Genomic DNA, 23,515 nt, shown 5'->3' on the forward strand with positions numbered 1-23,515 from the left:
CTCCTATCTTTGCAGACGTACCGGAGCGTGTGACCGGATGGCCCGCATGCTCCCAAGGCAGTCATCTTTACCGCAATGGGCATGGCTGCTTGACCGTGGGTTAAGAGCGTTTCATAACCCGGCCATTCTTTCATGATTTCCTCCCCCGAAGGGGAGGGGGCGAAAAGGCATGGATGCCGCAGGTTACAACCGGCTTGAAGGCAATCTCCCCAAAGGACGAAACGGACAGAGGACAGAGGTCGGCCCTTGAACAACATTCGGAATTTCGCAGTCTGGGCGGTTATCGCCATACTGCTCTTCGCCCTGTTCAACCTCTTCAGCAACCCCGGCCACAGGCGGGGATCGGCGGAGGTGAGCTATACCAAGTTCCTGGAGCAGGTGGAAAAGGGCGAGGTGAAATCGGTCACCATCCAGGATGGTCAGATCACCGGCCGTTTTGCCGACGGGCGCGGGTTCGTCACCTATGCGCCGCCCAATGATCCGGACGTGATCCGCACCTTGCGCGAAAAGAAGGTGGAGATCCGCGTCAAGCCGCAGGAGGACGCGGGGCTTCTGCCCTCTTTGCTGATCTCCTGGTTCCCGATGATCCTGCTCATCGGGCTGTGGATCTTCCTGATGCGGCAGATGCAGTCCAACTCCGGCAAGGCCATGGGCTTTGGCAAGTCCAAGGCGCGGCTGCTCACGGAGCGGCACGGCAAGGTCACTTTCGATGACGTCGCCGGTGTGGACGAAGCCAAGGAAGAGCTGCAGGAGATCGTGGAATTCCTCAAGGATCCGCAGAAGTTCCAGCGGCTGGGCGGCAAGATCCCCAAGGGTGCGCTGCTGGTCGGCCCGCCGGGTACGGGAAAGACGCTGCTGGCGCGCGCGGTTGCCGGCGAGGCGGGTGTGCCCTTCTTCACCATCTCCGGTTCCGATTTCGTGGAGATGTTCGTGGGCGTTGGCGCCTCGCGCGTGCGCGACATGTTCGAACAGGCGAAGAAGAACGCGCCCTGCATCATCTTCATCGACGAGATTGACGCCGTGGGCCGCCATCGCGGCGCCGGGCTGGGCGGCGGCAATGACGAGCGCGAGCAGACGCTCAACCAGCTGCTGGTGGAAATGGACGGTTTCGAGACCAACGAGGGTATCATCCTGATCGCCGCCACCAACCGTCCGGACGTTCTCGATCCGGCGCTGTTGCGCCCGGGGCGCTTCGACCGGCAGATTGTCGTGCCCAACCCGGATATCAAGGGGCGTGAGCAGATCCTGCGCGTGCACATGCGCAACGTGCCGCTGGCGCCGGATGTGGATGTGAAGGTGCTGGCGCGCGGCACGCCGGGCTTTTCCGGCGCGGATCTGGCCAACCTCGTGAACGAGGCGGCGCTGCTGGCGGCGCGGCGCAACCGGCGCATGGTCACGATGAAGGACTTCGAGGACGCCAAGGACAAGGTGATGATGGGCGCCGAGCGCAAGTCCATGGCCATGTCCGAGGAGGAAAAGAAGCTTACCGCCTATCACGAGGGCGGGCATGCCATCGTGGCGCTGAACGTGCCGGATGCCGATCCCGTGCACAAGGCCACCATCATCCCGCGCGGGCGGGCGCTGGGCATGGTCATGCAGCTGCCGGAAGAGGATCGCTACTCCATGAAATACCGGCAGATGACCTCGCGGCTGGCGATCATGATGGGCGGGCGCGTGGCCGAGGAGCTGGTGTTCGGCCCGGAGAACGTCACGTCCGGCGCGCAGTCGGACATCGAGCAGGCGACGAAACTCGCCCGCGCCATGGTCACGCGCTGGGGCTTCTCCAAGGAGCTGGGGCTTGTGGCCTATGAGGAGAACCAGGATGAGGTCTTCCTCGGCCTGACCATGGGGCGGCAGCGCAACATCTCCGAGGCCACGGCGCAGAAGATCGATGCGGAGGTGCGCCGCATTCTTGATGAGGCCTATCAGACGGCGAAGAAGATCCTGACCGAAAAGCGCAAGGATCTGGAGACGCTGGCGCAGGGGCTTCTGGAGTATGAAACGCTGACCGGCGATGAAATCCGCGATCTTCTGAACGGCAAGCCGCCGCGCCGGGATGACGATGGCTCGTCCGAATCGAAGAAGAAATCGCCCATCGTGCCGGTGACCAAGCCCAAGGATGCCGGTGATGACGGGGCGGAAGGGCTGGAGCCGCAGCCGCAGGCCTGAAGGCCCGGCTGCTGAACGGCACGTGTTCCGTGCCCGGATATGGCGGGCCAAATGAGCCGCGGCACGGGCGGGCGTGAACGAAGACCCATCGGGAATGGCGAGGCATGATAAATGCATGTCTCGCCATTCTCTCTTAGAGTCCAAACGAAAATTCGCCGGAAGGCGAATTTTCGCACCATCCACCGCCCCGCGCCCCCACTTGGGCCACCCGATATTATGCCTAACCGAGGTGCTTGGGTGGGGACACGGGGCGGTTAGTTGGATTTTCGGTTGGGCTCTTTTCGATCGGGGGATCTCGCATGGCGCAAGAGGAGAACATCTACATCCTGCCTGCCGGGTTGCTGCATGGGCAGGCGGCGCAGGAGGCCATTGCCGCCTCGTGTGCCTTGCCGCTTGCCGGAGAGAAGCGCCTTGCCTACACGGTTGCGTGTGTTTTCCATCGCTGCGCAGCGACTGGTGAAATTTCGCGGCGGTGGATGGGCGTGCGCGCATTGCGGGAAGCGGCGGAGCGTTCAGAAGCCATTGCCGCGGCTGTTTCCGCGCTTGCTCGGCGGCGGGAAATGCCTGCGCCATTGCCTGAGAAGCCGGCCCTGATCATGGGTATTGTCAATGTCACGCCGGACAGCTTTTCCGACGGCGGGCGCCATGCGCATGCGGAGGCGGCGGTGGCGCATGGGCGGGCGCTGGCGGCGGCCGGGGCGGACATTCTCGATGTGGGCGGCGAATCCACGCGGCCGGGGGCGAAAGAGGTGCCGGTGGAGAAGGAGCTTGCGCGCGTCATTCCCGTCATCGAACGGCTGGCGGCGGAAGGATTCATCGTCAGCGTGGATACGCGCAAGCCCGAGGTGATGGAAGCGGCGGTGAAGGCTGGTGCGGCCATTATCAATGACGTGGCGGCCTTGCACTACGCGCCGGATGCGGCGACACGGGCGGCGCAACTGAACGTGCCGGTGGTGCTGATGCATTCGCGGGGCACGCCGGTTGATCCCGATGATCCATGCACATACGAGCACGTGGTGCTGGATGTGTTCGATTGGCTGGCCGCGGCCAAGGAACAGGCGGTGCGGGCCGGTGTGCGGGAGGAGAACATCATCCTCGATCCCGGTATCGGCTTTGGCAAGACGTGCGCGCAGAATCTGGAGCTGATCGCATCCCTTGCCCTGTTTCATCAGCTGGGACGACCGCTTCTGCTCGGGGCCTCGCGCAAGCGCTTCATTGGCGCGATTACGGATGTGGAGCAGGCGGATCAGCGGCTGGCTGGCTCGCTTGCGGTGGCGCAGGAGGGTTTGCGGCAGGGCGTGCAGATCGTGCGGGTGCATGATGTCGCAGAGACAGTGCAGATGGCGCGGATGATTGAGGCACTGGAAAGACAGTCCTGCTGAGGGATGAAGCGATTTCATGCCTGATTTTCAGCCTGTTTTCCATTCATGAACTGGTTGGGCCGGCGTTGGACATGCCTTTTTTGCGAAGAGGTGCTTAACTGAAACCGCACGCCGGCCTTCGCCTTGTGGCGGCTTTCATGATAAACGGGCAGGATGAGAGCACGTTTCGATGGGGAGTTTCGCGCCAATGGAACGGAAATATTTCGGGACCGATGGCATCCGGGGGCGGGCCAATGCGCGGCCCATGGATCCCGAGACGGTGATGCGCTGCGGGCTGGCGGCCGGGCACCTGTTCAGGGGCGAAAGCGGTGCGCCGCGCGTTGTGATCGGCAAGGACACGCGCCTTTCCGGCTACATGGTGGAACAGGCATTGACGGCGGGCCTGCTTTCGGCCGGGGCCAATGTGCTGCTTTTCGGGCCATTGCCGACGCCGGCGGTGGCCATGCTGACCCGCTCGCTGCGGGCGGATCTCGGCATCATGATCTCCGCCTCGCACAATCCGTTCCATGACAACGGCATCAAGTTCTTCGGGCCTGATGGCTACAAGCTATCCGATGAACAGGAGGCGCGCATCGAGGCGCTGATGGATGCCGATCCTGCCGAGCTGGCGGCGCCTTCGGAAAAGCTGGGACGGGCGAAGCGCATCGATGATGCACAGGCACGCTATATCGAGTTTGCCAAGCGCACGCTACCGCGCGCATTGCGTCTGGATGGCCTGCGGGTGGTGATCGACTGTGCCAACGGTGCGGCCTATCGCGTGGCGCCGGAGGCGCTGTGGGAGCTGGGCGCGGAAGTGGTCAAGATCGGGGTGGAGCCCAACGGCTACAATATCAACGACAAGTGCGGTTCCACAGCGCCGGAGCGCATGTGCGAGAAGGTGCGCGAGATGCGCGCCGATATCGGCATCGCCCTGGATGGCGACGCCGATCGCGTGATCATCGCCGATGAGAAGGGGCGGGTGATCGACGGCGATCAGCTGCTGGCGCTGATTGCCACGTCCATGCTGGAGAAGGGCCAGCTTGCTGGCGGCGGCGTGGTGGCCACGGTGATGTCCAACCTGGGGCTTGAACGCTATCTCAATGGTCTGGGCCTGAAGCTGGAGCGCACCCGCGTGGGCGATCGCTACGTAATGGAGCGCATGCGCGAGGGCGGCTATAACCTGGGCGGCGAGCAGTCCGGGCATATCATTCTTTCCGATCACACCACCACGGGTGATGGCCTGATTGCGGCGCTGCAGGTGCTGGCGGTGGGGGGGGAAAAGGGCAAGAAGGTGAGCGAGGTGTGCCACCTGTTTGACCCGGTGCCGCAGGTTTTGCGCAACGTGCGCTATGCGGGCGTCAATCCGCTGGATGCCGCTGACGTTCAGGCCGCCATCGCAGAGGCGGAGAAAGCCCTTGAAAACAAGGGGCGGCTGGTGATCCGTCCTTCCGGAACCGAGCCGGTCATTCGCATCATGGCAGAGGGCGACGACTCGCGCCTGATCCGGGATGTGGTTGATTCCATCGCTGGTGTGCTGCAGAAACAGGCGGCATGATCCCGTGTGCTTTCGTCTGGTGAGGCTTGCATGCATCGCCTGACCGGCTGATCCTGGCTTTGGCCGCTGATGCATGAACGTGCGTCCCGGTCATGGCCGCCGATGGATTTAGGACCCTGATGCCTCTTTCTGAAGAGCGGATCGAGACGCTTGCGGATTTTGCCCTTGCTCTTGCACAGGCCGGGGGCGCGGCGGCGCTTGCCCATTTCCGCAAACGGGAGCTTGCCGTGACCAACAAGGGCGCGGGCGATTCCGGTCAGCCCTATGATCCGGTGACGGCGGCGGATCGTGAAGCGGAAGAGGTGATGCGGCGCATGATCGCGGCACGTTTTCCTGATCATGGCGTGCGCGGCGAGGAAATGGCCGACACGAAAGGAGAGGCCGCCTTTGAATGGGTGCTGGATCCCATTGATGGCACGCGGGCTTTTGTCACCGGATTGCCGACATGGATGACGCTGGTGGCCCTGCTACATGAAGGGCGGGTGGTTCTTGGCGTGTGTCATCAGCCCTTCGTGGGCGAAAGCTTTCTCGGCACAGGCTCTGCTGCCTGGCGGATCGATCGTGATGGCGCGCGGGATGTATTGCAGGTGTCTGCGGTGACGGATCTTGCCTGTGCACGGGCGGGAACCACCTTGCCCGACATTTACCGCAGTGATGTGCAGAAGCGGTTCATCCATGGTGTGCGCAGCCGTGTGCGGGAGCTGCGCTATGATGCGGATGCCTATTTCTATTGCATGGTGGCGGCCGGGCACATGGAGCTTGCCTTCGATACGGAGATGCACATTTTCGACACGGCGGCGCTGATTCCCATCGTGCGCGGTGCGGGCGGCGTTTTCTGTGGCTGGGATGGTGCTCCTGACGCTCTAGAGGGCGATGTCATCGCCGCCGCCAATGAGGCGTTGCTGGATCAGGCGCTCAAGGCCGCCGGGCTGCGCTGAGCTGTCCTTGAAGAATCTCCGGAACCGTTTCGATCCGTATCGCTTTTCAGGGACTCTGTGACGTCTGTCTGAGGCGGCTGAATGTTCATGAAGCTGTCGAAGGCGGCCCAGAGAGCCTTGCGGTAGCGGTTGGCCTCGATGAACAGGTCATGCCGGGCGCCGTGGAGAACGAGAAAGGCCATATCGCCCACAGCGGCGGCAAAGCGCCGGGCGGCTTCGCGATCCACAAGACGGTCATCTCCGGCGGCGATCACCAGCATGGGATAAAGGGGCGGGATGTGTGTGTCTGCCCGTTTGTTCAGCCTGTCCATGGAACGCAAGGCGGCGTGGATCCAGCCCAGGGTTGGCCCGGCCGTGGCCAGCTGCGGATGCGCATGCAGAAGCTCCAATATGGCGCGGAAGCGGGCCTGATCGTGGGTTAAGGCCTTGCCCGTGCTTTCCTCGGGATCGGGTAGGCGCTTTGGTACGCCGGGGGCGAAGAGGCGGCCTGTGCCCGTAACATGGGCGAGACGGGCCAGCAGGCGCCAGGTGCCTTCGCCAAAGCGGTGCGGGCGGATGCGGATCATGGGCGCGGTGAGCACGGCGCGCTCAAACCAGGGATGGTGCCAGGCGCTGCGCAAGAGAATATGCGCGCCCATGGAATGCGCCATTGCATAATGGGGCGGCGGACAGTCAGGCAAGACAATCCGGCGCATGAAGGTGGCGAGGTCCTGGTCATACTGGCGAAAGGCACGGATGTGTCCGCGCAAATGGTTGCGGGCAAGGCGGGAGGAGAGGCCCTGACCACGCCAGTCGAAGGTGGCGACAGCATAGCCGCGATCAAGCAAGGCACTGATGGTTTCGTAATGGCGCTCAATACTTTCGGCGCGACCCTGCAGCAGCGTGACCGTACCGCGCAAGGGCCGCCTTTCAGGACGGGCAAGGGCATAGCGCAAGATGGCGCCGTCCGGCGTGGTCAGGCGCCCGGCACACAGGCCCGGCGGGGCCTTTAAGGATTCTGTCTCATAGAGCGTGGTCATGATGCCTTCGTTTGCTCCTATACTTGCGGTGATAGCGCAAGCAGTGCGGTCTTGAAATGGCGGAAATGATTCCTATCTCTTTGGTGGATTGAGCCCTCACCTTCGGGTGAGGCGGGCTTCCGTGCTGTCTGTGCGGCGGATGCCGCTTTTTAAGGGTCCGCTGGCGGGTGCGGAAGCATGACCCGGCTTCCAAGAAGCGGGTTGGCACATTGCTCAGGACTGGAAAGGAGGATGTGGCCATGTTCGATCTGTCGCCTCTGTATCGCACGACGGTCGGCTTCGATCGGCTGGCGCAGCTCCTTGCCGAAATGGCCGGTGACAATGCGCCCAACTGGCCGCCCTACAACATCGAGCGGCTGGGCGAGAACGAGTACCGGATTACCATGGCGGTGGCCGGTTTCGGGCCCGAGGATCTGAAGATCGAGGTGAAGGACAACACCTTGATCGTTTCCGGGCGGCGGCCCGAGAAATTCGCCAAGGGCGAGGTGCTGCATCAGGGCATTGCCGCGCGCAGCTTCGAGCGGCGCTTCCAGCTGGCCGATTACGTGGAAGTGGTCGATGCCGAGCTGGAGAACGGCCTGCTGCACATCTCGCTGAAACGGGAGCTGCCCGAATCGATGAAGCCCAAGCAGATCCCGATCAAGACCTCCGCCCGCCTGAAGACCATCGAAGGCACGGTAGAAAAGGAGGTGGAGGCCAAGGCTGAACCGGCCGAGGAAGGCAAGGAGAGCAAGGCGGCCTAAGAAGCCGACGCTTGACGCACAAACGAAAAGACGCCGCGCGGATGCTTCCGCTCGCGGCGTTTTTCTTTATTCGGGCGCAACCATCGTGAGAGGGCGGATGGAAAGGATGCTCCACCAGGGGCGCTGTTTTTCGTTCCCTTGCGGAAGTTTTGAATCTCTCTGGTTTAATTCTCTCTCGTGGCTTTGCAGATCGTGGTGATCAGTTCTTTTCATCGGGCATGGGCGGCAGAGGCATGACCTCGATGCCCTCTTCGCGCAGTTCCTGCACTTCCTGTGGCGAGGCCTCGCCCCAGATGGGCTGTTCCGCAGCGGTGCCCTCGGCATGGCGGCGGCGGCTTTCCTCGGCGAAACGATCGCCGACGTATTCGGCGCGCTCCCTGACCAGGGTGTTGATTTCACGGGCGAACTGACGCAGGAGTGCCGCCTCGCCCTCGCTGAGGGGTGCGGGCGCCTGCGGGGCCTTTTGCGCCGCCTGGCCTGCGGGGCGCGGCTGTGGCTCGGGCCGGCGATTGCCCTTGACGGGAATGCCGGGGCAAGCAAGCTGGCGGCGGATGTTCGTATCCCCGCAGATGGGGCATTCAATCAGCCCCTGCGCCTGCTGGGCCTCGAAGGATGCGGAATCGGAAAACCAGCCGTCGAATTCGTGGCCGCGGCTGCATGTCAAATCATAACGGATCATGCGCCTATGCCTCTCGGCCGTTCGCGTTTCCTCCTTGAAGCTCGTGCAGGCGGCGTTGGTTCGGGCAGACAATCGGGGCAAGTCAGGGCCGCCGCACGAGGTCGAACGCGCGGTCATGCTCCAGCACCGGAATGCGCGTTCTTGCCTCTTCTACCGCATCTTTGGCTAATTTCCAGTATATCACGCCCGGCTCGGAGCCGCATTCGGCCATGACCTCGCCCCAGGGGGAGACGATGAGGCTGTGCCCGTAGGTGCGCCGGCCGGATTCATGGCTGCCGCCCTGAGCGGCGGCAAGGACCCAGGCGCCATTCTCAATGGCGCGGGCCCGCAGCAGCACATGCCAGTGGGCCTCGCCAGTGGGAACGGTAAAGGCGGCCGGAACGGAAAACATGATGGCGCCAGCCCTGGCAAGGCGGCGGTACAGGGCGGGAAAGCGCACATCGTAACAGATGCTCATTCCGAGCGGCCAATCCGCAACGTCGGTGAGCACCGCCACCTGACCGGGGCGGATATAGGCGGATTCGCGATAGGCCTTCTCCCGCTTCAGGGTCACGTCAAACAGGTGGATCTTGTCATACCAGGCGTGCAGGCGTCCCTGTGGCGTGAACAGCAGGGAGCGGTTGACAAGGCGGGTGTCATTCGCATCGCCCTCTTCTGGGCGCAGGGCCAGCGAGCCGATATGCAGCCATATGTTCAGCTCCGCGGCGAGATCGGCAAAAGCGCGAACGGCGGTGTCCGTCTTCATGGTGCCGACGAGGGCGCGCACCCGCTCCTTGTCCTCGTCCATGAGGGCGGTGTTCTCCGGCGTGAGCACATATTGCGCTCCGTTGCCGGCCGCTTCGCGGATCAGCGCGGTGGCGGCGCGGATGTTGCGGGCGATATCAAGCCCTGAACACAGCTGAACACAGGCCGCATGCAACGTTTCACCCCTGGCCATGGCGCGCGGGTTCCTTGTTTTCGTCAGTGGGCTTGCCGGTCTCTTCAGCCGGCGGCTTCGCCACGGAGCAGAGGATCGAGCTTGCCGGCCTTGTCCAGGGCGGAAAGATCATCATAGCCGCCCACGTGGTGGCCGTTGATGAAAATTTGCGGCACGGTATGGCGGCCGCCGGCCAGCTCGGTCATCTTCCGGCGCGTCTTGGGATCGAAGGTCACGTCAATTTCCTGAAATTCGACGCCCTTGTCACGCAGCAGGCGCTTGGCGGCATGACAATAGGGGCAGAAGCGCGTGGCATAGATGATGACCTCGGCCATGGACGATCTTTCCTCCTCCCTCGGTTCACGCAGGCAAATTGCCGATCAGCCCTTGTTCCTTGAAGCCTTTTCGAAGCCTTTTGCCCGGGGCGCATCAAATATGAAGGGGCTCGGAGCGTCCTGCAAGGGCGAAGACGAGCACATCCACCCTGCCCGCTCCCGCCTTCAACAGGGCGCGGCAGCAGGCGGCGGCGGTGGCGCCGGTGGTGAGCACATCATCGATAAGCACGACATGGCGGCCAAGCAGGACCGGGGCCTTCTTTTCCGGAACCGAAAAGGCGCGGCGCACATTGCGGCGGCGCGCCTTGCCGTCCAGGCCGGTCTGCGGCCGGGTGTGCCGATGGCGCCGGAGCAGATCCGGGCGATAGATGCCGCTGCTTAAGCGGGCGAGGTGGCGGGCGATCTCGGCGGACTGATTATAGCGCCGGCGCAGGAGCCGCCAAGGATGCAAAGGCACGGGAACGATGAGGGTTTCCGGCGTGATCAGCGCCTGACCCGCCCGGTGCAGGCAGCGGGCGATGAAGGCGGCGGGATCATGCCGGTCATGAAACTTCAGGCGCCGAACCAGATCTCTTGCCGGTCCTTCATAGGCGACGGCGGCGCGCAGGGTATTCCAGGGCGGATCGTGCAGGAAGGCGTCTGGTGTTTTCAGCTCCTCGCCTTCATAGGCGAGCGGGCGGCCGGTGATCGGGCAGAAGGGCGGCTCGATGAAGCGCAGATCCGACCAGCAGCGGGCACAGAGATCATGCGCCCGCGCGATGGGTGTGCCGCAGGAGAGGCAGGCAGGCGGCAACAGCGCATCCGCACAAGCGGCGGCGAAAGCCCGGGCGCGGGAGAAGACCTGCGACATCCCTGCCGAGAGCATGATGATCTGCTCATTCAAATTTCCGGCCCGGCGATGCTGCGGATGATCAGCGGGCGGTGGAGCCATCCAGCTTCACGCGTTGCAGCGAGGGTTTGTGACGCAGGGCGTTGCGCGGCCGGAAAAGGGCCGTCGTTTGCATTTCCACACTGGGCAGATGCGTCTTGCCGTTCTGCGGGCGGGCCTTGGTCTCGGCGTTATCGCGGGCCTTGCGGATGAGGCGGCGGGCGGTGTCCTCGCTGGCGAGCAGCCGCAGGGATTCGCGGAAAACGAGGGCCTGATCCCGCGGCAAGGCGGAGAGGAGCAGGGCATCGACCTCTGCCATCAGCGGCGCCATGGAACCCAGCGCCTTGCGGCCCTGCGCGGTGAGAAAGAGCTGATAGGCGCGGCGATCATGACGGCAGCGGCGGCGGGTGAGCAGCCCCTTCTTCTCCAGGCGCCGGGCGAGATCGGCCAGGGTGGAGCGATCAATCCCTGTGCGGCGGACGAGATCGGCCTGGCTCGTTCCCTCGTTTTCGGAGAGGGAGGAGAGTACGGTGAACTGACGCTCGGTCAGGCCCTTGCGGCCGCCGCGGGCGGCATGAAGATCCGCCGCGAGCTGCACAACGCGCTTCAGCAGGTGGAAGAGCGGCTCATCAAGGTCACTCGCCAGATGGAATTCCGCGAGCCTGTTCATGGCATGCTTTCCCGCCTCGTTCGGCTGCCGATTCTGCCCCATCCACATCATCGATGTCCTTAACCATCGAAAAGCGGGGCGACCGGTCCGCGCCGTCATTATCCGATGCAGCGCAAGGCAGCGGGCTCATGCGTTATTCGACACCCGCCAATCCCACGCCGTTGCTGATGTCTCGACTGACCTGTCCACCTCCCTTTTCAGCATGGACATGGCCGAAACGTCCCGTTTCGATTTTCGCAAATCTAACGTATTGGCGGGCAATAATGACTGGTCATTCGGCCATAGTGTGCACACCTTGTTCGAGGCGGTTGTGTGCAGGATGTGAAAAGTTTCACGGAAAATGAATGACCGGGCCTGAATTTCTCTGCGGGGATTTCGGCGTGATCATGTCAGGGGCATGCCAGACACCCGTGGTCTTTCTGTCAAAAATACGTGGATATTGATCCAATGTCGCATATGGCGCTTACGTTAACGTAAAGCATTTTTGGTTGCGCCCGGCGCAAGGAGAGGCTACTTCTTGAGCTGATCCTGCCGGAGCATTTTGCCGCATGCGGCAAAAAGTCTCACCGACAGGAGGCGGCAGAAAGATCCTTTCGCCGCCGGGTGTCTTGAAAAAGTCCCGCAAGGGCGCCGGCACACGGCGCGCATCGCCAACACGGGGATGACTTCCATGGCCCGCAACAAGATCGCACTCATCGGCGCCGGCATGATCGGGGGTACGCTGGCGCATCTCATCGGCATGAAGGAACTGGGCGATGTCGTCATTTTCGACATCGTGGAAGGCCTGCCGCAGGGCAAGGCGCTCGATCTTGCGGAAAGCTCGCCGGTTGAGGGCTTCGACATCGCCTTCAAGGGCACAAACGAATACGCCCCGATCGAGGGGGCCGATGTCGTCATCGTTACGGCGGGGGTGCCGCGCAAGCCCGGCATGAGCCGAGATGATCTTCTGGAGATCAATCTGAAGGTGATGAATCAGGTGGGCGCCGGCATTGCCAAGTATGCGCCGGATGCCTTCGTCATCTGCATCACCAATCCCCTGGACGTGATGGTGTGGGCCCTGCAGAAATATTCCGGCCTGCCGCATCACCGGGTGGTGGGCATGGCGGGCGTGCTCGATTCCGCCCGATTCCGCTATTTCCTGGCGGAAGAGTTCAATGTCTCGGTCAAGGACGTGACGGCCTTCGTTCTCGGCGGTCATGGCGACTCGATGGTGCCGCTGCCGCGTTATTCGACGGTGGGCGGCATTCCGCTTCCGGATCTTGTCGACATGGGCTGGATCAGCGAGCAGCGCATCGCCGAAATCGTGCAGCGGGTGCGCGACGGCGGTGCGGAGATTGTCGGCCTGCTCAAGACGGGCTCCGCCTATTATGCGCCGGCCTCCTCGGCCATCGCCATGGCCGAGAGTTATCTCAAGGACCAGCGGCGCATCCTGCCCTGTGCGGCGCATCTCACCGGCGAGTATGGCGTGCGCGATCTCTATGTGGGCGTGCCGGTGATCATCGGCGCCAATGGTGTCGAGAAGGTGGTGGAGATCAACCTCAATTCGGAAGAAAAGGACGCTTTCGCCAAATCGGTGGCGCATGTGGAGCGGCTGATCGAGGCGGCCAAGGCGATCGCGCCGGATCTGGCATAGGCCTTTTCGCCCATGGCGGGCGCGAGGCGCGGAGACGTTTCCGGAGGATGCAGGCATGCACATCCATGAATATCAGGCCAAGGCCCTGCTTGCCGATTACGGCGTGCCGGTTCCCGCCGGTCATCCGGCCTTTTCCGTGGAAGAGGCGGTGGCGGCGGCGGAGCGTCTGGGCGGCCCGGTGTGGGTGGTCAAGGCGCAGATCCATGCCGGCGGGCGCGGCAAGGCCGGCGGCGTGAAGCTGTGCCGCTCCATCGATGAGGTGAAGGCGGCGGCGGAAGCGCTTCTCGGCGCGGTGCTCGTTACCAAGCAGACCGGGCCCAAGGGCAAGGTGGTGCGGCGGCTGCTGATCGAGGAAGGCACGCAGATCGAACAGGAGCTCTATCTCTCCTGTCTGGTGGATCGCGCAAGCTCGCGGGTGGCCTTCATTGCCTCGCGCGCCGGCGGCATGGACATCGAGGAGGTGGCGAAGGAATCGCCTGAGAAGATCTTCACCATCACGGTGGATCCGGCCGCGGGCTTCTCGCCTTATGTGGGCCGGGCGGTGGCGGCAGCGCTGGGATTGAAGGGGGCGCTGTTCAAGCAGGCGGTGCAGCTCGTTGCCGCGCTCTATCGCGCCTTCACCGAAAAGGACATGAGCCTCTTGGAGATCAATCCGCTGGTGATCACGGCCGATGAGCGGCTCATTTGTCTGGATGCGAAGGTGAACTTCGATGACAATGGCCTGTTCCGCCATCCCGACGTGCAGGAGCTGCGCGATCCGGATGAGGAGGATCCCAAGGAGCGGGAAGCGGCGGAATACGGCCTCAACTACATCGCGCTGGAAGGCAATATCGGCTGCATGGTCAATGGCGCCGGGCTGGCCATGGCGACGATGGACATCATCAAGCTGCATGGCGGGGAGCCCGCCAATTTCCTCGACGTGGGCGGCGGCGCCACTGCCGAGAAGGTGGCCGCGGCCTTCAAGATCATCACTTCCGATCCCAACGTGCAGGCCATTCTCGTCAACATCTTCGGCGGCATCATGCGCTGCGACGTGATCGCGGAGGGCGTGGTCACGGCCGTGCGCGAAACGGGGCTGAAAGTGCCGCTGGTGGTGCGCCTGGAGGGCACGAACGTGGACAAGGGCAAGGCCATCCTTCGCGATTCGGGGCTGGACATCATCCCGGCCGACGATCTGGACGATGCGGCGCGCAAGGCCGTGGCGGCCGCGGGCAGGGAGGCGTGAACCATGGCTGTGCTCATCGATTCGGAAACCCGCGTCATCTGCCAGGGCATCACCGGCGCGCAGGGCACGTTTCATACCCAGCAGGCCCTAGAATACGGCACGCGCATGGTGGGCGGCGTGACCCCGGGCAAGGGCGGGATTGAGCATCTGGGCCTGCCGGTGTTCGACACGGTGCGCGAGGCCAAGGCGGCCACAGGTGCGGATGCCACGGTCATCTATGTGCCGCCGGCGTTTGCCGCCGATGCCATTCTCGAGGCCATCGATGCGGAAATCCCGCTCATCGTCTGCATTACGGAAGGAATCCCCGTGCTGGACATGGTGCGGGTGAAACGGGCGCTTTCCGGCTCGAAATCGCGCCTGATCGGGCCTAACTGCCCGGGCATCATCACGCCGGGGCAGTGCAAGATCGGCATCATGCCCGGGCACATTCACAAACCGGGCACGGTGGGCATCGTTTCGCGCTCCGGCACGCTCACCTACGAGGCGGTGAAGCAGACCACGGACGTCGGCCTGGGGCAGAGCACCTGCATCGGCATCGGCGGCGATCCGGTGAAGGGCATGGATTTCATCGACTGTCTGGAGCTGTTCTACGACGATCCGCAGACGGAGCAGATCGTGCTGATCGGCGAGATCGGCGGCACCTCGGAAGAAGAGGCGGCGGAATACATCCGCTCGCAGAACGGCGCAAAACCGGTGGTGGCCTATATCGCGGGCGTGACCGCCCCGCCGGGCCGGCGCATGGGGCATGCCGGTGCCATCATTTCCGGCGGCAAGGGCACGGCGGAGGCCAAGATCGCGGCACTTGAGGCGGCCGGTGTCACCGTGGTGCGCAATCCGGCCAAGATTGGCGAGGCCATGGCCGCTCTCGTGAAAGGCTGAACGACAGGGCCTGGGCGGTTTCCTTTCGTGTTTCGCCCGGGCATGTGCATCCAAGAGGCTCGTTTCCACGCAACGGCAGGGAGAAGGCAGGTTCACGGAATTCGAGGAGACGTCCATCCCGATCGTCTTCGAGTTCTGCCGGATCTGTTGCACGTGAGCCATGAACACCATCGACCATAGCGACATTCTGCGGCGCGCCTCGTTGCTTTCGGGCGCGAGCGCGCAGTTCATCGAGGCGCTCTATGCCGAATGGCTGAAGGATCCTTCCTCTGTGCCGGCTGAGTGGCAGGCCCTGTTTGCCGCTCTCGGCGATGATGCGGAGACGGTGGAGAAGGAGCTGTCCGGGCCGTCCTGGAAGCGGCCGGACTGGCCGCAGCTGCCGGTGGATGAGCTGACGGCGGCGCTGACGGAGGACTGGTCGGCGCTGGAAGCGAAACAGGCCGAGGCCCTGAGGCGCAAGGGCGGCGAGAAGGGCATGCCGCTTTCGGAAGAGGAGATCAAGGCCAAGGCCAAGGATTCGGTGCGGGCGCTGATGATGATCCGCGCCTATCGCGTGCGCGGGCATCTGGCTGCCGATCTCGATCCGCTGCGGCTGCGCGAGCCGGAGCCGCATCCGGAGCTTGATCCCGCCACCTATGGCTTCCGCACGGAAAAGGACAGGAAGCGGCGCATCTTTCTCGATGGCGTGCTGGGGATGGAATGGGGCACGGTGGAGGAAATCCTCGCCATCCTCAAGCGCACCTACTGCGGGCATCTGGGCTATGAGTTCATGCATATTTCCGATCCGGCCCAGAAGGCCTGGATTCAGGAGCGCATCGAGGGCCCGGACAAGGAAGTGGCCTTCACCACGCTGGGCAAGAAGGCCATTCTCGCCAAGCTGATCGAGGCGGAAACCTTCGAGAAGTTCCTGCACACGAAATACACCGGCACAAAGCGCTTCGGCCTGGAGGGTGCGGAGTCGATCATCCCTGCCATGGAGCAGGTGATCAAGCGTGGCGGGCAGATGGGGGTTGAGGAAATCGTCATCGGCATGGCCCACCGCGGGCGGCTGAATGTGCTGGCCAACGTGATGGGCAAGCCCTACCGCGCGATCTTCCATGAATTCCGCGGTGGATCCTCAACGCCGGAAGAGGTGGAAGGCTCAGGGGATGTGAAATATCACCTCGGCGCCTCGTCCGACCGCGAGTTCGACGGCAACAGGGTGCATCTTTCCCTGTCGGCCAATCCCTCGCATCTGGAGATCGTCGATCCGGTGGTGCTGGGCAAGGCCCGGGCCAAGCAGGACCGGCGCGGTGATGTGGAGCGCAAGCGGGTGTTGCCGCTCTTGCTGCATGGCGATGCCGCCTTTGCCGGTCAGGGCGTGGTGGCGGAGTGTTTTGCGCTTTCGGGCGTGTCCGGTCACCGGTTCGGCGGTTCGGTGCATTTCATCATCAACAATCAGATCGGGTTTACCACCTCGCCGATCTGGGGGCGCTCCTCGCCCTATCCCTCGGATGTGGCCAAGATGGTAGGCGCGCCCATCATTCATGTGAACGGCGACGATCCGGAGGCGGTGGTCTTTGCTGCGCGCATCGCCACCGAATTCCGTCAGATCTTCGGCAAGCCGGTGGTGGTGGACATGTTCTGCTATCGCCGCCATGGCCACAACGAGGCGGATGAGCCCTCCTTCACCCAGCCGCTGATGTATCGGCGCATCCGCGAACATCCGAGCGTGGTGCAGATCTATGCCCAGCAGCTGATCCGCGAGGGCGTGGTGACCGAGGAGGAGGTGCGCACCATCGAGAAGAACTATCGCAACCTTCTCGAGGCGGAATTCGAGGCGGCCACCACCTACAAGCCGGCCAAGGCCGACTGGCTTTCCGGCTACTGGAAGAACTTCAAGCCGCCGTCCTTTTCCACCATCGAGGATCCGCGCCACGGCAAGACCTCGCTGTCCATCGAGACCCTGCGCAAGGTGGGGCGGGCGATGACGACGGTGCCGGAGAACTTCAACATCCACCCCACCCTGAAGCGCATCATCGATGCCCGGCGCGAGGCGATCGAATCCGGCCGGGGGATTGACTGGGCGACGGCGGAACAGCTGGCCTGGGGCGGGCTTTTGCTGGAAGGCTATCGCGTGCGTCTTTCCGGGCAGGATGTGCGGCGCGGCACCTTCTCACAGCGGCATGCGGTATGGATCGATCAGCTCACCGACGAGGCCTATGTGCCGCTCAATCACATCGATCCCAATCAGCCGGCCAGGGCCGATTTCATCAATTCCATCCTCTCCGAGGAGGCGGTGCTCGGCTTCGAATACGGCTATTCGCTGGTGGATCCCAACGTGCTGGTCATGTGGGAGGCGCAGTTCGGCGATTTCGCCAACGGCGCGCAGGTGGTGTTCGATCAGTTCATTTCCTCGGCGGAGCGCAAGTGGCAGCGGCTTTCGGGCATCACCTGCCTTCTGCCCCATGGCTATGAGGGGCAGGGGCCTGAGCATTCCTCGGCGCGGCTGGAGCGCTATCTGCAACTGTGCGCGCAGGACAACATGCAGGTGGCCAACTGCACCACGCCGGCCAATTACTTCCACATTCTGCGCCGGCAGATGAAGCGGGATTTCCGCAAGCCCCTGATCCTGATGACGCCGAAGTCCCTGCTGCGGCATCGCCTGTGTGTGTCCGATCTCGACGAGATGGGGCCGGGCACGCATTTCTGCCGCATCCTGGCGGACGATGCCGAGCGCAGGAAAGACGCGCCGCTGAAGCTGAAGCCCGCGGAGAAGATCCGGCGCGTGATCCTGTGCAGCGGCAAGGTCTACTATGACCTCTATCAGGAGCGGGCCCGGCGCGGCATCGACGACATCTATATCTTAAGACTGGAGCAGCTCTATCCCTTCCCGCACAGGCTTCTGGCGCAGGAGCTTTCGCGTTTTCCGGCCGAGGCGGAGTTCGTCTGGTGTCAGGAAGAACCCTACAACATGGGGGCGTGGAGTTTCGTGGAGCCGCATATCGAATGGGCGCTCACCACGATCGGCGCGCATCAGAAGCGCCCGTTCTACGTGGGGCGGCCGCCGTCCGCCGCGCCGGCGACGGGGCTTCTCAGCAAGCATCTGGCCGAGCAGGCCCGGTTAGTGGACGAGGCGCTCTCGCCTGATCGGCTTGTTGGCGATGCCTGGCGCTGGACGGACGTGCCGGAAGTGCCATGAGCTTTAAGGGCGTGATGAAGATCGATATTCCATGATCAACCGGGGCAGGTCCGGGAGGACGGCATGACGACGGAAGTGAAGGTGCCCACGCTCGGGGAATCGGTGACCGAGGCGACCATCGGGCAATGGTTCAAGAAGGAAGGGGAGGCGGTTTCGGCCGATGAGCCCCTGGTGGAGCTGGAAACGGACAAGGTGACCCTTGAGGTGCCAAGCCCGGTCAGCGGCGTTCTGAAGGAGATCAAGGCCAGGCCGGGCGAGACGGTGGAGGTGGGCGCGGTGCTTGCCGTGATCGAGGAGGGCGCGGCGGGCGCTGCCGAATCCTCTGCTGCCCAGGCTGCCCAGGCCTCCGCCAAGCCGTCCTCTGCGGAAGGAATGGGTGCATCTCAACCTGCTGCTGCGCAAAAGGCCGCGCCTTCGCAAGCGGCGGCGGCCGTTCAGGAGCCGAAGGCGCCGGTTTCTCCCCCGGGCGAGAAGGCGGCTTCGCCTACGGCCGGTGTTGAAAAACCTGCGGCCCGGAAGGCAGCCCCTGGTCTTTCCCCGGCGGTGCGGCGGCTGGCGGCGGAGAAGAACGTGGATCTTTCGCGGGTGCGTGGCACGGGCAAGGGCGGGCGCATCCTGAAGGAGGACATCCTGCGTTATCTCGCCGAGCAGGCGCGGCCGCAGCCGCAGCCGAGCGAGGTGGTCTCGGCGCGGATGCCGGTGCCGCCGGAGGATGCGGCGCGTGAAGAGCGGGTGAAGATGTCGCGTCTGCGGCTGACCATCGCCCGGCGGCTGAAGGAGGCGCAGAACACCGCGGCGATGCTCACCACCTTCAACGAGGTGGACATGAGCGAGGTGATCGCGCTGCGCAATGCCTACAAGGAGCTGTTTCAGAAGAAGCACGGCATCAAGCTGGGCTTCATGAGCTTCTTCGTGAAGGCGGTCACCCAGGCGCTCAAGGAGATCCCCATTCTCAACGCCGAGGTGGACGGCGAGGAGATCGTCTACAAGAACTACTATCACATCGGCGTGGCGGTGGGCACGGAACGGGGGCTGGTCGTGCCTGTGGTGCGCGAGGCCGACACGCTCTCTCTTGCCGAGATCGAGAAGGCCATCGCCGATTTCGCGGCACGGGCCCGGGCCGGCAAGCTGAAGATGGAGGAGATGCAGGGCGGCACCTTCACCATCACCAACGGCGGGGTCTATGGCTCGCTGATGTCCACGCCCATTCTCAACATGCCGCAGTCAGGCATTCTCGGCATGCACCGGATCCAGCAGCGGCCGATGGTGATGCCCGATGGCTCCATTCAGGCGCGGCCGATGATGTATCTGGCCCTCACCTATGACCACCGCATTGTCGACGGGCGCGAGGCGGTGACCTTCCTGGTGCGGGTCAAGGAGTTTCTGGAGGATCCCAAGCGCCTGATCCTCGATCTTTGATCATGGGGAGTGCCGGTCATGGCCAAGACGTATGACGTCATCATCATCGGTTCGGGCCCGGGCGGATATGTCTGCGCCATCAAGGCCGCCCAGCTGGGGCTGAAGGTGGCGGTGGTGGAAAAGCGCCCCACGTTTGGTGGCACCTGTCTGAATGTGGGCTGCATTCCTTCCAAGGCCCTGCTTTCGGTTTCGGAGAAATTCCACGAGGCGAAGGAGGCCTTTGCCACCTTCGGCATTTCCTGCGGCAAGCCGAAGATCGACGTTGCCGCCATGCAGGCGTTCAAGCGCTCGGTGGTGGAGGCCAATGTGAAGGGCATCGCCTTTCTCTTCCGCAAGAACGGCATTGATTCCTATCAGGGCGTGGGGCGCATCCTAGAGCCGGGGCGGGTTCTGGTCTCGCCGGAAAATGATGCGCAGATCACGCTTGAAGGCGAGGCGATCGTGATCGCCACAGGCTCCACCGTGGCGCCGCTGCCGGGCATCGACATTGACGAGGAGGCCATTCTTTCTTCCACCGGTGCGCTGGATCTGGATCGGGTGCCGAAATCACTGGCGGTGATCGGCGCCGGGGTCATCGGGCTTGAGCTGGGCTCGGTCTGGCGGCGGCTGGGAGCGGAGGTGACCGTCATTGAATATCTCGACCGCATCCTGCCGGGCATGGATGGCGAGGTGGGCAAGGTTCTGCAGCGGGAGCTGAAGAAGCAGGGATTTGCCTTCCGCCTCGGCCGCAAGGTGACGGCGGCGAAGGTGATGAAGAGCGGCGTGTCCCTCACCATGGTGCCGTCTGCGGGCGAGGGCGCGGAAGAGACGCTGAAGGCGGAGAAGGTTCTGGTGGCGATCGGGCGGCGGCCCTTCACCGAGGGGCTGGGGCTTGAAGACATCGGCCTTGAGACCGATGCGCAGGGCCGCATCCCGGTGGATGAGAATTTCGAGACGGCGATTTCCGGCATCTATGCCATCGGCGATGTCATTGCCGGGCCCATGCTTGCCCACAAGGCGGAGGAAGAGGGCGTTGCCGTGGCGGAAATCCTGGCGGGGCTGCCGGGCGAGGTCAATCACGATGTCATTCCGGCCGTGGTCTATACCGCGCCGGAAGTGGCGGCCGTGGGGCAAAGCGAGGAGGCTCTGAAGGAGGCCGGTGTTACATACAAAAAGGGCAATTTCTCCTTCATGGCCAACGGCCGGGCGCGCGCCATGGGACAGGCGGCGGGATTTGTGAAGATCCTCGCCGATGCGGAAACCGATCGGGTGCTGGGGGCGCATATCGTCGGCCCCATGGCCGGAGAGCTGATTCACGAGATTGCGGTGCTGATGGAATTCGGCGGCTCGGCCGAGGATCTGGCCCGCACCTGCCATGCGCATCCCACGCTGTCGGAAGCGGTGCGGGAAGCGGCCATGGCCGCCGCCTATGGCGCGCCCATCCATTCATGAACAGGTGAAGAGCCAAAGGCCGTATTTCTGGCTGGTATGTGAGAACTGGTTATTACCACGGCAGGGGGTAGCCTTCCGCGTGCCAGAAGGTGCCGCTTTGGTCCATGCCCAGTTCGTCCAGACGCATGATGAGGCCGCGGGCGGCGACATCGGGGTCGATGTTGCCATGATGGCGGGTCATCTCCGTGCGCACATAGCCGGGATGCAGGGCGAAGACGGCTATGCCGCGGGCGCGCAGCTCGATACTGAGGTTGAGCGCGGCCATGTTGGCGGCGGCCTTGGACATGCGATAGCCATAATTGCCGCCGGTGCTGTTGTCACCCAGCGAGCCGACGCGGGAGGTAATGATGCCGATCTTGGAGCCTTCCTGCAGGCGGTCAAGCACGGCGCGGGTGATGCGCAGGGGGCCCAAGGCATTCACCTGATACTGGGCCAGGGCATTGTCGAAATCCAGGCTTGAGAGATTGTCGGAAATCAGCAATCCGGCATTGTTGACAAGCACGTCAATGGTGCGATCGCCCACAGCCTGGGCCAGCCGGGCTGCGCCTTCGTCGCTGGTGACATCAACACCATCCACGATTTCGCAGCCCACCGCCGCGAGGTCCTCAGTGCGGGTGCGGCAGGCGGCGATCACGTCATCGCCGCGGGCGGTGAGCTGACGCACCATCTCAAGACCGATGCCGCGCGAGGCACCGGTGATGATCCATAAGGCCATGGTTTCCTTCCCCCCTCCTTGTCAGCCGCGTTTTCACGTTTCAGCGCGCCGGTCTTTTCTCAAATCAAACCGCAGGCGATTATGCCTTCCGCCGGCGGTGACGCCTTAAGCAGTCATTCCGGCGGGCGGACGGCGGCTGTCTTTTTGAGGGCTGTCATTCATGCCGCCGTCTGCTGATCCCTGTCTGGCCAGATTTCGGACAGGGCCTCTTCATGTGCCTTTATGCAACTTTCGTCGAAACAGCAAAAAATGACAAGATCAAGGGCATCCGGATATTCCCGCACGAAATCGCGCACGGTGGTTACGGCAATGCGCGCGGCCCTGTCCTTGGGAAATCCGTAGGCGCCGGTGGAGATGGCGGGAAAGGCGATGGAACGCAGCCCGTGCTCGCGGGCGAGATTCAGGGAATGGCGATAGGCGGAGGCGAGCAGGGCGTCTTCATTGGCCGTGCCGCCGCGCCAGACGGGGCCGACGGCGTGAATGACATGTTTCGCCGGCAGGCGATGGCCTTTGGTGATGCGGGCCTCGCCGGTGGGACAGCCGCCAAGGGTGCGGCATTCCTCTAAAAGCTCGGGGCCGGCGGCGCGATGAATGGCGCCATCGACACCGCCCCCGCCGAGCAGGCTTTCATTGGCGGCGTTGACGATGGCATCCACGTCAAGTTTCGTGATGTCGCCCTTGCAGAGCTGCACTTTCGTCATGCGGCACCTCCTGCATTCTGCAATTGACGGCTGAACCTGCTGCTGCAATTGTTCTTCACGAAGGATGCGCAAGGCAAGAGCGCATGAGAGACGGATAATGGGCTGACCATGACCGGGCGGCAGGCGGACAGCGCGGAAAAGAAGGTCCTCTTTATGCCGGAGGCTTTGGAGGGCGGGGAGGCGTGCGCCCAGGTGGCGCGGCTTGTGCCGCCAAAGCGGCCGGCTTTTCCCGTGGTGTTCAGCTCGCCGCATTCGGGACGGTGCTATTCTGTTTCCTTTGTCAAACAGACGTGTCTTACCCTGCAGGAACTGCGCCTGTCGGAGGACTATCTGGTGGACCGGCTCTTTTCCGCCGCGCCGGAGAAGGGCTTCTGGCTCTATGCGGCGCAGCGGCCGCGCAGCTGGCTGGACCTCAACCGCGATGCGCGGGAGCTCGATCCGGCCATGTTCGAGGGGGAGCTTGCGCTTGGGCCGTTGATGGACAGCGAGCGGGTGCGCTCCGGCCTTGGCGTGATTCCGGAGGTGGTCAGCGAGGGGCGGCGCATCTATGCCGGCCGGATCCCGGCGGCGGAAGCGAAGCGGCGGCTGGAAGAGGGCTATTTCCCCTGGCATCTCGGCCTGAAAAACCTGCTGGAGAGCTTGCGGCGGCAACACGGGCAGGCCGTTCTCATCGACTGTCATTCCATGCCGGCCACGGCGGTGCGGGCAATGACGCCTCTGGGCAGCCGGCCGCCGGATATCATTCTTGGCGATTGCGAAGGCACAAGCTGTGCGCGGCTGCTTACCGACGTGCTGGAGGCGCTTTTCTCGGAGGCCGGGCTGAACGTTTCGCGCAACCGGGTGTATTCCGGCGGGTTCATCACCCGGCATTATGGTTTGGGCGGCCTGGGCTTTCAGGCCATTCAGATCGAGATTTCCCGCACGCTCTACATGAAAGAAGGCCGCTGTGAGACCACGGAAGGATTTGCGACCTTAAAGACCATCATCGATGCGGTGCTGGCCGCCCTGCCCGAGCGTCTGGCCCCCCTGTGGTCCATCCGGCGCGAAGCGGCGGAGTGAGGCAGGGAAGTTATTGAGT

At 63.5% G+C, this 23,515-nt stretch carries 20 protein-coding genes; 12 read left to right on the forward strand and 8 right to left on the reverse strand.

Annotated elements, in window-relative coordinates; all coding sequences use genetic code 11:
- Positions 1-246 precede the first annotated feature (246 nt).
- The 4 genes from ftsH to EK16_RS07935 all read left to right on the forward strand — a co-directional run bounded on the left by ftsH (position 247) and on the right by EK16_RS07935 (position 6,023).
- Entirely contained in the window at positions 247-2,169 is a 1,923-nt protein-coding gene (gene ftsH, locus EK16_RS07920; RefSeq protein WP_038035742.1) for an ATP-dependent zinc metalloprotease FtsH, read from the forward strand.
- A 299-nt stretch (positions 2,170-2,468) separates the two neighbouring features.
- Positions 2,469-3,551 carry a dihydropteroate synthase gene (gene folP / locus EK16_RS07925; RefSeq protein ID WP_051929083.1) on the forward strand — a complete coding sequence of 361 codons (1,083 nt, stop codon included), beginning with the start codon at positions 2,469-2,471 and terminating at the stop codon, positions 3,549-3,551.
- A gap of 187 nt (positions 3,552-3,738) precedes the next feature.
- Positions 3,739-5,085 (forward strand): phosphoglucosamine mutase, encoded by a 1,347-nt coding sequence (gene glmM / locus EK16_RS07930; protein WP_038035744.1) that lies wholly within the window; start codon positions 3,739-3,741, stop codon positions 5,083-5,085.
- A 119-nt stretch (positions 5,086-5,204) separates the two neighbouring features.
- A complete protein-coding gene (locus tag EK16_RS07935; protein ID WP_038035746.1) occupies positions 5,205-6,023 on the forward strand; it encodes an inositol monophosphatase family protein in 819 nt (272 codons plus the stop codon).
- Here EK16_RS07935 and EK16_RS07940 read toward each other — a convergent pair.
- Complete coding sequence (locus EK16_RS07940; RefSeq protein ID WP_051929084.1) at positions 5,993-7,042, reverse strand: alpha/beta fold hydrolase; 1,050 nt, start codon at positions 7,040-7,042, stop codon at positions 5,993-5,995. The two genes, EK16_RS07935 and EK16_RS07940, sit on opposite strands and share 31 nt — an antisense overlap.
- Before the next feature lie 233 nt (positions 7,043-7,275).
- Here EK16_RS07940 and EK16_RS07945 point away from each other — a divergent pair, with 233 nt between their 5' ends.
- On the forward strand, positions 7,276-7,785 hold the full coding sequence (locus EK16_RS07945) for an Hsp20 family protein (RefSeq protein WP_156098545.1): 510 nt from the start codon (positions 7,276-7,278) through the stop codon (positions 7,783-7,785).
- Between the two features lie 199 nt (positions 7,786-7,984).
- Here EK16_RS07945 and EK16_RS07950 read toward each other — a convergent pair whose 3' ends face one another.
- The 5 genes from EK16_RS07950 to EK16_RS11545 all read right to left on the reverse strand — a co-directional run bounded on the left by EK16_RS07950 (position 7,985) and on the right by EK16_RS11545 (position 11,253).
- Positions 7,985-8,464 (reverse strand): DUF1178 family protein, encoded by a 480-nt coding sequence (locus tag EK16_RS07950; RefSeq protein WP_038035747.1) that lies wholly within the window; start codon positions 8,462-8,464, stop codon positions 7,985-7,987.
- A gap of 82 nt (positions 8,465-8,546) precedes the next feature.
- Entirely contained in the window at positions 8,547-9,401 is an 855-nt protein-coding gene (locus EK16_RS07955) for a carbon-nitrogen hydrolase family protein (RefSeq protein ID WP_038035748.1), read from the reverse strand.
- 44 nt (positions 9,402-9,445) lie between these two features.
- Positions 9,446-9,715: a glutaredoxin 3 gene (gene grxC, locus EK16_RS07960; protein WP_038035749.1), complete on the reverse strand. Its 270-nt coding sequence runs from the start codon at positions 9,713-9,715 to the stop codon at positions 9,446-9,448.
- Between the two features lie 94 nt (positions 9,716-9,809).
- Positions 9,810-10,580 (reverse strand): ComF family protein, encoded by a 771-nt coding sequence (locus tag EK16_RS07965; protein WP_038036320.1) that lies wholly within the window; start codon positions 10,578-10,580, stop codon positions 9,810-9,812.
- Between the two features lie 46 nt (positions 10,581-10,626).
- Positions 10,627-11,253 carry a MarR family winged helix-turn-helix transcriptional regulator gene (locus tag EK16_RS11545; RefSeq protein ID WP_197059653.1) on the reverse strand — a complete coding sequence of 209 codons (627 nt, stop codon included), beginning with the start codon at positions 11,251-11,253 and terminating at the stop codon, positions 10,627-10,629.
- 670 nt (positions 11,254-11,923) lie between these two features.
- On the opposite strand from EK16_RS11545, the gene mdh reads away from it, so the two are divergent.
- The 6 genes from mdh (at position 11,924) to lpdA (ending at position 21,021) form a co-directional block, all read left to right on the forward strand.
- On the forward strand, positions 11,924-12,886 hold the full coding sequence (gene mdh, locus EK16_RS07975) for a malate dehydrogenase (protein WP_038036323.1): 963 nt from the start codon (positions 11,924-11,926) through the stop codon (positions 12,884-12,886).
- A gap of 55 nt (positions 12,887-12,941) precedes the next feature.
- The gene (gene sucC, locus EK16_RS07980) at positions 12,942-14,111 is read left to right on the forward strand and encodes an ADP-forming succinate--CoA ligase subunit beta (RefSeq protein ID WP_038035750.1); all 1,170 of its coding nucleotides are present in this window, start codon (positions 12,942-12,944) and stop codon (positions 14,109-14,111) included.
- 3 nt (positions 14,112-14,114) lie between these two features.
- Positions 14,115-14,990: a succinate--CoA ligase subunit alpha gene (gene sucD, locus EK16_RS07985; protein WP_038035751.1), complete on the forward strand. Its 876-nt coding sequence runs from the start codon at positions 14,115-14,117 to the stop codon at positions 14,988-14,990.
- Between the two features lie 160 nt (positions 14,991-15,150).
- Positions 15,151-18,171: a 2-oxoglutarate dehydrogenase E1 component gene (locus EK16_RS07990; RefSeq protein ID WP_051929088.1), complete on the forward strand. Its 3,021-nt coding sequence runs from the start codon at positions 15,151-15,153 to the stop codon at positions 18,169-18,171.
- A 63-nt stretch (positions 18,172-18,234) separates the two neighbouring features.
- Positions 18,235-19,590: a 2-oxoglutarate dehydrogenase complex dihydrolipoyllysine-residue succinyltransferase gene (odhB, locus tag EK16_RS07995; protein ID WP_038035752.1), complete on the forward strand. Its 1,356-nt coding sequence runs from the start codon at positions 18,235-18,237 to the stop codon at positions 19,588-19,590.
- 18 nt (positions 19,591-19,608) lie between these two features.
- Positions 19,609-21,021 carry a dihydrolipoyl dehydrogenase gene (gene lpdA, locus EK16_RS08000; RefSeq protein WP_038035753.1) on the forward strand — a complete coding sequence of 471 codons (1,413 nt, stop codon included), beginning with the start codon at positions 19,609-19,611 and terminating at the stop codon, positions 21,019-21,021.
- 52 nt (positions 21,022-21,073) lie between these two features.
- Here the strand turns inward: lpdA and EK16_RS08005 are convergent, their stop codons facing one another.
- Positions 21,074-21,736, reverse strand: a complete 663-nt coding sequence (locus tag EK16_RS08005; protein WP_038035754.1) for an SDR family oxidoreductase — start codon at positions 21,734-21,736, stop codon at positions 21,074-21,076.
- Positions 21,737-21,894: 158 nt separating this feature from the next.
- On the reverse strand, positions 21,895-22,437 hold the full coding sequence (locus EK16_RS08010) for an O-acetyl-ADP-ribose deacetylase (RefSeq protein ID WP_038035756.1): 543 nt from the start codon (positions 22,435-22,437) through the stop codon (positions 21,895-21,897).
- A gap of 108 nt (positions 22,438-22,545) precedes the next feature.
- Here EK16_RS08010 and EK16_RS08015 point away from each other — a divergent pair, with 108 nt between their 5' ends.
- Positions 22,546-23,496 (forward strand): N-formylglutamate amidohydrolase, encoded by a 951-nt coding sequence (locus EK16_RS08015; protein ID WP_051929089.1) that lies wholly within the window; start codon positions 22,546-22,548, stop codon positions 23,494-23,496.
- Positions 23,497-23,515 lie beyond the last annotated feature (19 nt).

This window comes from Thermopetrobacter sp. TC1 (assembly GCF_000746275.1).
GTDB lineage: Bacteria > Pseudomonadota > Alphaproteobacteria > Rhizobiales > Aestuariivirgaceae > Thermopetrobacter.